10 protein-coding genes are annotated in these 12,551 nt (G+C 27.2%); 6 read left to right on the forward strand and 4 right to left on the reverse strand.

What is annotated here, in order from left to right:
• The first annotated feature begins 21 nt into the window (after positions 1-21).
• The 4 genes from ACTG48_RS07165 to ACTG48_RS07180 all read left to right on the forward strand — a co-directional run bounded on the left by ACTG48_RS07165 (position 22) and on the right by ACTG48_RS07180 (position 6,939).
• Positions 22-5,253, forward strand: coding sequence for an RCC1 domain-containing protein (locus ACTG48_RS07165; RefSeq protein ID WP_479918445.1), 5,232 nt, complete (start codon positions 22-24; stop codon positions 5,251-5,253).
• A gap of 16 nt (positions 5,254-5,269) precedes the next feature.
• Positions 5,270-5,623: a CD1375 family protein gene (locus tag ACTG48_RS07170; protein ID WP_479918446.1), complete on the forward strand. Its 354-nt coding sequence runs from the start codon at positions 5,270-5,272 to the stop codon at positions 5,621-5,623.
• A 256-nt stretch (positions 5,624-5,879) separates the two neighbouring features.
• Positions 5,880-6,143 carry a hypothetical protein gene (locus tag ACTG48_RS07175; RefSeq protein WP_479918447.1) on the forward strand — a complete coding sequence of 88 codons (264 nt, stop codon included), beginning with the start codon at positions 5,880-5,882 and terminating at the stop codon, positions 6,141-6,143.
• Position 6,144: 1 nt separating this feature from the next.
• Positions 6,145-6,939 (forward strand): N-acetylmuramoyl-L-alanine amidase, encoded by a 795-nt coding sequence (locus tag ACTG48_RS07180; RefSeq protein WP_479918448.1) that lies wholly within the window; start codon positions 6,145-6,147, stop codon positions 6,937-6,939.
• Positions 6,940-7,156: 217 nt separating this feature from the next.
• Here the strand turns inward: ACTG48_RS07180 and ACTG48_RS07185 are convergent, their stop codons facing one another.
• Positions 7,157-7,612, reverse strand: coding sequence for a hypothetical protein (locus tag ACTG48_RS07185; protein WP_021384080.1), 456 nt, complete (start codon positions 7,610-7,612; stop codon positions 7,157-7,159).
• Between the two features lie 227 nt (positions 7,613-7,839).
• Complete coding sequence (locus ACTG48_RS07190; RefSeq protein WP_479918449.1) at positions 7,840-8,259, reverse strand: helix-turn-helix domain-containing protein; 420 nt, start codon at positions 8,257-8,259, stop codon at positions 7,840-7,842.
• Positions 8,260-8,555: 296 nt separating this feature from the next.
• Here ACTG48_RS07190 and ACTG48_RS07195 point away from each other — a divergent pair, with 296 nt between their 5' ends.
• Both ACTG48_RS07195 and ACTG48_RS07200 read left to right on the forward strand, forming a co-directional pair.
• Positions 8,556-8,765 (forward strand): helix-turn-helix transcriptional regulator, encoded by a 210-nt coding sequence (locus tag ACTG48_RS07195; protein WP_021384075.1) that lies wholly within the window; start codon positions 8,556-8,558, stop codon positions 8,763-8,765.
• 31 nt (positions 8,766-8,796) lie between these two features.
• Positions 8,797-9,006 carry a hypothetical protein gene (locus tag ACTG48_RS07200; RefSeq protein WP_479918450.1) on the forward strand — a complete coding sequence of 70 codons (210 nt, stop codon included), beginning with the start codon at positions 8,797-8,799 and terminating at the stop codon, positions 9,004-9,006.
• A gap of 215 nt (positions 9,007-9,221) precedes the next feature.
• Here ACTG48_RS07200 and ACTG48_RS07205 read toward each other — a convergent pair whose 3' ends face one another.
• Complete coding sequence (locus tag ACTG48_RS07205) at positions 9,222-9,629, reverse strand: helix-turn-helix domain-containing protein (RefSeq protein ID WP_479918451.1); 408 nt, start codon at positions 9,627-9,629, stop codon at positions 9,222-9,224.
• A gap of 413 nt (positions 9,630-10,042) precedes the next feature.
• The gene (locus ACTG48_RS07210) at positions 10,043-12,550 is read right to left on the reverse strand and encodes an MDR family MFS transporter (RefSeq protein WP_479918452.1); all 2,508 of its coding nucleotides are present in this window, start codon (positions 12,548-12,550) and stop codon (positions 10,043-10,045) included.
• Between the last annotated feature and the right edge of the window lies 1 nt (position 12,551).

Raw genomic sequence — 12,551 nt, forward strand, 5'->3', positions numbered from 1 at the left:
ATAAAGGGGGTAGTTTTGATAATGAAGCAAAATAAACTTTTACAACGTGGTGCTTATTTTAACGATAAGAACATATTGGTTGATGATTTTGATAAAAGATATAACGATTATGATTTCGTAGAATTTTTTGCTGGTATAAGTAATAGTACCTTTGGATTAAAGTCAGATGGTAACTTATATGCTTGTGGAGACAACACAGGTTTTCAATTAGGTGTGGGAAAAGATTCATCAGAAAGAAGGATGTTTAGCAAAGTAAAGATTGACAATGTAAAATATGTATCTTGTGGCTCAAAACATAGTGTAGCAGTGACTAAAGATGGATTTGCATATGGAGCAGGAACAAGTAATGTAGGTCAATTGGGAGTAATTGAGTCTACAGTGTATTATGAGTTTACTAAGTTACCAATAGATGATGTAAAATCTGTTGCATGTGGTTATGACTTTACTTTTGTACTTAAAAATGATGGAACTCTATATTCAGCAGGGTTAAATTTAAGTGGTCAACTTGGATTAGGTGATACTAACAATAGAGCTACTTTTACTAAAGTAAATATAGATAGTGTAAAGGATGTAGTAACTTATAATCAATCTGTATTCATTATAAAAATGGATGGAACAGCACATGCATGTGGGTTAAATTCAAGTGGTCAATTGGGAATTAATAGTACTTTGAATAAAAGTGTTTTTAATAAAATAGAAGGTATGGACAATGTAAAACAGATAGCATGTGGTAGTAGTCATACAATACTTATCAAGAATGATGGAACTATGTATACTACAGGTTATAATGGTGTTGGTCAGCTTGGTACAGGAAATAATAATAATTCGATTGTATTTACTCTTTCGAATATAAATAATGTCAAGTATGTTTCTTGTGGAAATAATCATACTATGATATTAAAATATGATAATACACTATTTAGTACAGGACAAAACAATTATGGTCAACTAGCTAATGCTAATAAAGATATAGCATCAAGAAATACTTTTACTAAGGTTAATATAGAAAATATAAAAGATATTAAGTGTGGTTCTAAATTTAACCTCTTAATAAATAGTTCAAAAGAGATATTTGTATGTGGATGTAATTTATCAGGTCAACTTGGTTCATTCTTTCATACAACTTTTTTATATGAGTTTTCAAAGATACAGTCTTCAAATTTAGATAATTATTCAGGATTATTGGTTAATGATGATTATTTATATGTTACTAAAGATAATAGTGAGTTTTTAAATGTAAAGTTAAGTGATAATTTTCAGGATTATAAGAAGATAGAGTTAACAGATAGCAATATGTTTATTGTTATGAATGATGGAACATTGTATGCTTGTGGGTTAAATAATTATGGACAGCTAGGACTGGGAGATACTATTAATAGGTCAATTATGACCAAAGTAGATATAGATAATGTTTTGGATGTAAAGGGAAATGGAAATTCTACTTTTGTTCTTAAGAATAATGGAACTTTATATTCTTGTGGATACAATAGTTCTGGTATATTAGGGTTAAAGGACAATACAAATAGAAATATATTTACAAAAATTGAGATAGAAAATGTAAAAGAATTTTGTGTAGAAAGTAATTATATTGTAGCATTAAATCATTCAAAGGAATTATATGGTTGGGGTAATCAATCTTATATAGTTTATGGTGATAGTAGAAATTATCCATATAAAGATACTAGAGTCAGTAATGTAGAAAAAATAGCTACATGGTATGATACTTTATATATATTAGATTCATCTGGAGTTGCTAAGACTATAGGATATTCATATAATGGGAGTGGTGGATATTACGCACCTAGTAATAGTTCATCATATAAGAAGAATGGATATAATGCTTGGAATACATCATATAGAACACTAAATTTTTATGGTACAACTCAAACTAAATTAATAAATTTATTTGTCTTTTATCATGGATGTATATTTTTCAATGAAAGTGGATTAGCTTATTGTATAGGTGAGAATAATCTTAATTATGATAATACTTCATCAACATCTGAAAATGATAGTCTGAGATTTGTTAATAACACTGGTATCTATTATACAAATTCAGATGGCGTAGAATATACTTGTTATCAATGGACATACAAATTAATTCGTTGTTCTATATTTGACAATGCAAAAAACATTATAGGAAATAGTAAAAATATTTTATATTTAGCACAAAATAATTCTACAATTAGATGTACAGGAGACTGCACAACCTATGGAGTAACTAGCCAAAGTTGGACTAGTTATTTTAGTGACAGTAGCAATGGTTTAGCAGCATTAGGAGGAGGATTTATTCTAAAGAATTATTCTGGAGAAAGTTTATTAAAAGGATATGGAAAATCTAATAATGGAGAGTTTGGGAGCTCAACTAGTATAAGTAATGCAAGTAATTATGATACAGGATTAAAAGACATAAAAGATATAATTGTAAAAAATAATACAGTAGTAGTAGTAGATAAAAATAACAATATATATGTAACAGGAATGAATCAAAATAACAAACTAGGTATAGGAGAATATAACAATGAACCAGTAAAAAAATTCACAAATATAACTGAACAATCAAATTCATTTATATTTATGGATGACATAAAAGAAATCACAACATCAAGAAATACAATGTTTATAGTCAAAAATGATGGAACAGCCTATGCCACAGGAAATAATAGTTCTGGACAATTAGGTCTAGGAGATACAATAAATAGAAATAAGTTTACTCAAATAAATCTTGATAATATAAAGAAAATATCAACAAGTATAGATGGAAACACAACATTTGCAATAAAAAATGATGGCACACTATACTCTACAGGATTAAATACCAAAGGACAGTTAGGATTGGGTGATATAGTAAATAGAAATACATTTACCAAAGTAAACATACAAAATGTAAGAGATGTAGTCTTAGGCACTACTCACTCACATGCAATTAAAGATGATAACACACTATATTCATGTGGAGAAAATACTCATGGGCAACTAGGTCTAGGAAGTGAAAGTAATCATCCAGATGTACTAACATTTACTGTAAATAACATAACAAATGTAAGAGATGTATACTGCTCAGATACAACAACATTCATTGTAAAAGATACAAATATTGCATATTGTTGCGGATACAATAATAATTCACAATTAGGTATGGGAAATACTACTGACCAATATAGTTTTATAAAATGTATGGAAAATGTAAAGGAAGTCATACCAAATGAAATAAATACTTATATAATAACAATCTATAATACTGCATATAGTACAGGGCTAAATACTGACTATTGCCTAGGACTAAATAGTAATAGCAACCAAAGTGCATTTTCTGAAATTCCAATTTCAAATGTAGTAAAAGTAACTCCAAATAGAAACAATGCAGTACTTTTGCTTACAAGTGAAGGTGATGTATATACTGCGGGTAAATGTAGTAATGGTTCAGGTACAGGAAGTGAAACACCAGAAAAGATTAAAAAAATAGCATCAAAAGCAAAAGACATAAGTATGAGTTATAGATGTGGATATTATGTAAGTGATAATGGTGATTTATATGGCACAGGTTCAAATGATTATGGGCAATTAGGTGTTGGTGATGTAACTAAAAGAGATACATTTATAAAGACCAACACAAGAGTAAAGAAAATTCTTTCTTTAGAATATGCCAATATAGCAATAAAAGATACTAATGATATATATATTTGTGGATTAAATAATTATGGACAACTGGGTGTTGGAAATAGATACGATAGCAGAAATAATGATAATCGAATCTTTAACTATAAACACATGAACTTTGTAATGGGCGATATAACATCTATTAAAAATAGACATAACTTCATACTTTTAAATAATAAGATAATTATACCAACTACAAAAGATATTGACTATGGTCTTGTATTAGGAAATTTATATAAAGGAGACCTTTATACTGAACTTCCATATGAAAATATAAAAGAGGTGTCTATTTCTAAAACTCATATTATTATATTACTTAATGATGGAACAATGTACGGATGTGGTACAAACTATCATGGAGAGTTATTACAAGATTTATCTATAAATCAAGTAGATGAATTTGTACAGATTAATGTATCAGATGTAAAACATGTTTCATGTGGAGATAATTTTACTTATTTTATAAAATCTGATGATAGCCTTTGGTCAATTGGGAAAAACTCTGAATATCAATTAGGCATAGGTCATAATAACCCAGTTAGTGAATTACAAAGAATTACAACTGTATCTAGCTGTAAAGAGGTACATTGTGGTAAGAACTATACCTTAGTAGTAACTACAGGCAATGAATTATTTGTACAAGGGTATAATGACAAGGGTGCCTTGGGACTGGGAAGTGATAGTGAAAATACTATAATCAAGTTCTTTACAAAAGCACTAACAGATATAAGGGAAATAAAGTCATATGGAAGTGACCATATATTAGTACTTAAAAATGACAATTCAGTGTGGGTTACTGGAAAAAATAGAGAGGTTTATAAGATTGAACAACCAGTAGAGTTTTTAAAAGAATTTACTATAGTACCTATTTCAGAAGATGTAAATACAGTAAAAGATGTACTTGTAACAGACAATACATTATATATTATATCAGAAGTAGGAACAACAAATGCTGCTATAGAAATTACTGAAAAGTCAATTTCATCAATTAAGATAAAAATACAAGACCCAAATAAAGATATAAGCAGAATAGAGATGCTTATAAATGGAGAAAGTATAAAATCTGTAAGTGATTTAACTACTGAGAAGATATCATTTGAGATACCAACAGATAAAATTAAAATAGGAGAAAATAAGATACTATTTAGAGCTTATTGTAAAGGTGATGATTTATATGCATCTTTATTCATTTTTAAAGAGAGTACTGGAAATTCTATAATTAAAGACTCTTATGTTATGATAGGAAATAGAATGTATAAGGTAGTCAATACAACATCTAATGAACAAGATATTACGATTACACTAGATAGAGGACTTGAAGAAGATTTAAATTTTGGAGACCCTATATATCAATTGATAAATAAAACCAAGGTTCAAGTAAAAATAAATAAATCTGACTTATTCAAAGATATGAAACTAGTTGAAATTAAAAAATCAGACTCAAGTTATCAAGAAATATATGAATTAGAAGAAGCCAATATAAAAAGTGCTCAACCTAAAATCATAGTAGAAAAAGGAGACAAATGGACAGCTATAAAACGTCCATCTATGATTTTTAGATATGATGCTGAAAACAACGAGCCACAAGCTTAAAATGGAGGTGTAAAAATTGTTTAAATTTGATAAAAATAAAATAGAGCAAATCAAACAAGGTAGAAAAGTAGAAGTACAACATAAAGATATCTCTGATATAAGTATAAGTCAAATAAAGCAAGATGACGATATAACAAGCAACTTTATAGCAAATGCAGAAATATATGAGATGTTGTTAAGTCAAAATCCTGTTGAGGAAATAAATAATATAAGTACTTTTAGTGTAACAAAATCTGGAGGTGAGAGTGGAATGGTAGAAGTATATGTAGCATTGATTCTAAGAGGAAAAAAAACAATAGAAGAAGTACCAGCAGTAATTAGAGAACAAGTTAGAATTAGATGTAAAGAATTAGAAATACCAGTTGAATAATAAATTTAGAATAACTATATACTAGTTATTTTTTTTATATAAAGTACAAGGTCTTAACTTTAATAAGTGAGCCTTGTACTTATTTTTTGTTATATTAGTAAATTGTAGGCATATCTAATCAATATACAAAATATATCTACAATTTAAAATACTAAAAATTAAAACAATAATACTTAAAATATAACATTGTATGACATGAAAATATAACAAAAATTAAAGTTATAAGTGTAAAAAATTTAGACAGCAGGAGGATATAATGGATAAATTAATAACAGAATTGAGTAGCCTAGGGGCAATAGGTATACTATGTGCTCTATTATTTAAAAACACTATGCAGGAGAAAAAAGAAGATAGGGATATGTATAAAAAAACTGTAGAAAATTTTATAGAATTATCTACACAACAGCAAGAAATAAATAAGAATGTACTTGTTCAAATGGGAATAATGAAAACAGATGTAGAGGAAATAAAAGAAAATGTAACCGATATAAAAGATATGTTACAAAAAGAAGGTGTATAACATGAAAGTAGCAGTAGTTCCAGGACATACATTGTCAGGAAAAGGAACTGGAGCAGTGGGGTATATAGATGAAGGCAAAGAAAATAGAATCCTAACAGACTTAATAATAAAATGGCTAAAATTAGGAGGTGCGACAACATATACTGGAAAAATTGATAAATCAGATAACTACCTGTCAGAACAATGTCAAATAGCCAACAAACAAGACATAGACCTAGCAGTACAAATCCATTTTAATGCTAATAGAACAACTCTAAATCCTATGGGAACAGAAACAATATATAAGACAGATAATGGAAAAATATATGCAGAAAAAGTAAACACAAAGCTTTCAACAGTATTTAAAAATCGAGGGTCAAAAAAAGATACAAGAGATTTATACTGGCTTAATCATACAAAAGCACCAGCAATACTAATTGAAACTTGCTTTGTAGATAGTAAAGAAGACACAGATTATTATATTAGAAGTAAACATACAATTGCAAAATTAATAGCAGAAGGAATATTAAACAAAAGTATAAAAGAAGATATTTCACAAGAGAAATTTGAAAACATAATACTATATTCTGGAGAAGTGGATAAAGCAATTGCAACCATAATGTCATTTTATATAAATAATAGTACATTAATCGATATAAAAGACTATGAAAATGAAATAGCAACTAACATATTTTCTATAGGAGGGAAAGCTTCTAAAACAATAAATAAAGGTGCTAATAAGTATATTGAATTTGTTGGAAGAGACAGAAAAGATACTTTTGAACTTGTACTAAAATATTTAGAAAGATATATTTAAAATACAATTAAAGTATATTTTAAACAAGCAAAAAAACATATATAAGAATGTTATTAACTTGTAATGAATCAAATCAATAAAAAACTAAATGAAACTGTACAAATTAGAATTAAACAAATCAAAACTAAATAAAGTATTTGAAATAATATAATAATAAAAGTAAAAAAATAAACAAAACATAAAGAGGTAGCATTACGCTACCTCTTTTTTTATTAAATTATTGTCTATTAACCAAAATAGCTATTTTAGCATCTGGATTATAACTTATTTGAACCATTTGATTTTTCTTAATATGTTCAAGGTCTTCACCACCATAAGCTATTTGTAACTTAACTGGTAACTTACCTTGTTTTATAATAGCAACATACTCTTTTTTACCTTTTTTCTCTAAACTAATCAAATTGCCAACATAAGGTTTGAAGTTCTGATACTTTTTACTAGAATTTCTTATGTAGAAGAAAGCACCAACAGCAATAACTAAATTTATGCCAAGTGTAACCCAAGAATTAATTTTAAGCATAGCTCCAGCGATTATTATCACGAACATTAAAACGATAGGTAATATAGCTTTCTTAAGAAGCAATTTACCCATTATTTCATTAGCCTTTTTCTCAGGGCCACTCATAGTTTTTGATCTAGCAAATGATTGCGCGAATTTGTCTCTTAAGCCCATTTTATCCTCCTAATTTTAATAAATATTTAGTTATAATAACGAGATATTACTTGAAACTAAAAATTTACCACATTTATATTATGTTTGACTTTTGTATAAATAATTACATTCAAGTAAAGCAAAATATACTAATTATTTTATCATAAAACTATAAAAAAGAAAATAAATGAAATAAAAATATTAGAACTAAGAAATGATGTAAAATCGTATCAAAAGCAACATAAAAATTATTTATCTATTTTCTCATCCTTATTTTTATTATATTCAGTTTCTCTCAAATCTTTCTCTTTTTCATATTCATGAAGTTTTAATTCAATCATACCTTCTATTTTGGCTTTATCATAGTCACTTAACTTTCTAAAGTTATTTAAAAGATTTATTTCATTAGAGTTTATGCTATTAAGTGGATAGTTTGAGGATGAATCGCAAATTAAATCTGGCTCTTGTGATAGATTATCTCCATTTAATAGCCAGTCTACTGAAACATTAAATATCTCAGCTATAGATTTTAATATTTCATAATTTGGTTTTCTAATATTTCTCTCAAATTTACTCAAGTTATCACAGCTTAACATTTCTTCTAATTCATATTGCTTAAGGTTTTTTGTTTTTCTTAAATAAACAATTCTCTCTCCTAAAGTATCCATAAACACTCTCCATTCAATTAATGTCAAAAAGACTTTCTAAAATGTAAATAGTTGCAAATTAAAGGTCAAAATGACATAAAAAATATTGACTTAAGGTCAAAATGACCTTATAATTAATTTAATGATACGAAATTACATCCTAATTTTAGCATAAAGTAATCAAAAAATCTTATTTAGTATCAAATAAATTTATGTACTTAATATTTGTACATATTAAAAAAATATACTAAAAAGAGGGAGGTGTGTAAACTAAAAATAAAAGGAAGTATAAATAACTTAGAAAGGAAAGTTGATAAATGGAGGCTCAAAAAAAATGGATACCTTTTTTGGGAGTACAAGTCAAACAAAGGCTTATTGAATTAAATATGACTCAAAGGGAATTAGCGAAGAAAATAGGTGTCAATGAAAACTATTTGTCAGCTATTTTAAATGGAAGAAGAACGGGTAAAAAATACAAATCATCAATTTATCAATTGCTTAATATAGAATATTCAGAAGATGATTAATAAATGATATATGAAGTAGGTGAATATTCTTATGTGTAAATTAGATTCAGATGTAGTGATGGAGTGCTGTAGAGCAATTGATGAATTTATTACAGCTCTCAATAGTGTACAAAGTTTAAATATGGAAAGATTGAATATATTAATTAAATACTCTAGTACATGTTCAAGTCTTCTTAAAGAGGGTAATTACAGAGGATGTACAATTGTATATAAAAAGATGTTGGAAGAATTAAAAACATGAATAGTACATTTCTTGGTAACATAAATAATACATAGAAATGTACAATATTTTTCAAAATACATAAACTAAAATATGGATAAGGCAATATAAATACTATAGATGTATTTCAATTTAGAATATACTTGTTTTCAAATAGCTCAAATCCATATTTTAGTAGTTTGCTACAAAAAAAGAAGGTTAATAGATGGTGTAAAATCGTATCAAATTATGTATGTTTAAACCGTTTTATCTTTATTAGTATTAGAGGAATGCTTTTTTAAGTCTTTATATTCAGATATCTTAAGTTCAAGTATTCCTTCTATTTTTATTTTATCACGCTCATTTAGTTGTCTGTATAGATTTAATATCTTCATCTCATCATCAGTAACATGTAGGTAATCTTCCTTATTTTCTTTTACACTATTGTTGGAGTTTACTTTTTCTTTACCATATAGAAGCCAGTCAGTCGTAACATCAAAATAGTCAGCTATTGACATTAGTATATCGCAATTAGGTTTTCTATCTCCAGTTTCATACTTACCTAAATTTTCAAACTTTAAAATATTCATAAGTTTGCGCTGGGTAAGTTTTTTTGAATTTCTTAAATAAGCAATTCTTTTTCCTAAAGTATCCACAAAATACACTCCTTTCTTTTTACAATTAAGGTCAAAATGACATTTAAAATAAAGATATTAAAGTTTATATATGAAGAATTAACAAAATAAAGTCTAATTGACATTTTACTTAAATTAATGTGCTCATACTATGATTTTAACATATTATAGTTGAAAATATATGCTTTATTTTGATTTGTATATATATTTCTATAGGTGTAGTTAGGTATGAAAGATGAAAGAGTTGTGAATAGAATTTATAAATATATTTTGATAAACTAAGTTCGTTTTTTAACTGATTATAAAAATGAAAAATATTAAAATAGAAATAGTATTATATTGTAGTTTATATTAATCAATTATAAAAAATTTAGGAATTTAACGTTTAAGACAAAACATTTAAGATATAAGATAAATTTACAATATAATACTATAACACTTTTTTATTTAGTTTTATTTTCTTTATAGAACAACAATATTATAAATGCAAGTAAATTTATACAGAATACTGTTATATACATCTGTTTAAATCCTGAATTTAGAGTAGACTGTAGTGTATTCTCTATTTTTGTTCTATTACTTTCTATAGAATTTATATAATCTAATTTTGATTTATCAAAAGCCTTTGGTATTTCAGTTTTTACTTCCTGTGTCTTTTCTAAAACTGACTGAAGTGATTTTTTTTGCTGCTCCATTGTATCAAGGCCTTTTTGCATGTCTTTCTTTTTATTTATAGAATCATTTAGTTTACTTTGAAGTTCCCTTTTTTGAGTTTCCATTGTTTTAAGTTTTTTATTCAATTGTTTCTTTTGAGTTTTACTTTTCTGTAGCTTTGTATTTAATTCAGTTCTTGCTTTTTTTAATTTCTGTATTTGTGCATTTAAACTTTCCTTTTTTTCATTTAAATTTGGTTTATTCTCACCAGAATTATTATTTTTATTTTCTGTAGAATCATTTTTATTATTGTCAGAATTAGAATTACTAGTATTATCTTGTTCTTGGTCATTTGAGTTATTTTCATTATTAGTAGGAGTGTTTCCTTGTGGTATAGTAGGTATTTTATTATAAGCGATTGTCAATTCATTTATAGCTTTATCTTGCTTTACAAGACCTTGTTCCATTCCTTTTATACCTTTGTTGACACCATCAATACCTTTTTTTATACCATCTATTCCTTGATCAATACCAGTTCTAGCTTTTATCATATTGTCAATACCAGTTTGAATTCCTTTAATACCACTATTTAGCTTATTTTCACCTTCCTCAATACCACTTATTCCACTTTGTGTTCCATCTATTCCTTTTTGAACATTTGACTGTATTTTAGTAATTACAGATGGAACTTTTTCATCAAACATTGTTGTTGATATTTCCTTTGTGATATTGGTAATATTAGTTGTATCTGCTGTCTGAACCTTATCCAATAAGTATTTTGGGAGTTTGCCACCTGTCATATCCATGCTGATATTTGATGTATCATTCATATTTGGGATAAAGACATCTTTTAAATTCTTTGCCATTTCAGGGTCTGACTTTAAATCATCTATCATATTCTCAAGTTCTTCAAGTTGAACTATTTTAGGTGTTGATGGCTTCCCAACTAAGTCCATAATATTATCTTGTACAGATAGTCCTGCATGTGCTATAAATCCAATCATTATAGCTGGAGAAATTGAAGTTCCAATTGAGCGTATTAAAGATAATGTTGCAAGTGCTGAATTAGATTCTTCTAATCTTGTATTTGATAACATCATATAGTTTAGAGGAGTTCCCATAGTAAATCCCATTCCTAATCCCATAAACATTAGGCTTATACATACACTAAATACTGTATTTGTTTTTAGTGCAATCAATACTAGATAAAGAGACCCTATCATAGATACAGAAAATCCTAATAACAGTATTTTCTTTGCACCAAACTTATCAATAAGTCTCCCACTTAAAGGAGCAGCAACACCTGCAAATAATCCTAATATAGCGACAAAATATCCACCAGAACCAGCATTTATTTTTAATGCATTTTCAGCATATTGTGGAACAAATACCATACCCATCATTCCAATACCAACAGTCAAAGATAATATAAGAACTATTAGTATTCGTGGGTTTAAAAAATATTCAAAGTTTAAAATAGGGTCTTTAGCTTTATTTTCAATAAATATAAAAATAGGTATAAGTATAATAAATGCCAATAAGTAAGGGTAAACTGATATATCTTGTATAGAGTTTGTAAAGTTAAAAAAGTCTATATTCATAAGACCATACAATAACGATACAATTATACATATCAACATTAATGTACCTAGTTTATCTATTTTTTCTGTAGATGCAGACTTATTATTTTTAATGCACATAATTCCACCAATAAGTATGATTAAACAAATCGGAAGGTTTACAAAAAATAGCCACTTCCAATTTTGAGTTCCAAATATACTTAGAATTGTGCTACCAATACTTGAACCTAAAATATTGGCAATACCATACGTTGCTCCAACTAAACCTAAAGCCATACCTCTTTTATTCTCTGGGAAGGTAGTTCCAAACTCTGCTGTAGCAATAGGCATAATTCCGCCACCACCAATTGCCTGAATAACACGACCAATTAGTAAAATATTGAAATTGGAAAATAGTGATGATAATCCACATATTAATGAACCACTACCAAATAGAAATATGCTAACCAAATACACATATTTTCTTCCTATTTTATCTGCTAACTTTCCAGAAATAGGAATTACAGATGCATATGTTAATGTATATATGGTAATCATCCAAATTCCTGTCTTTTCATTTACTCCAAGACTATTCTGTATAATAGTTCTTGCAGGGGACACTATTCCTGTATCAATAGCTCCCATAAATATACCTAAAAGATAAAGTGTAAGTACTAAAAATATTTTTGGATTACTATCCTTATTCTGAATACTAGTATTAGAATTCAAGGCAAACACC

It is taken from the genome of Clostridioides sp. LIBA-6822, assembly GCF_056688955.1.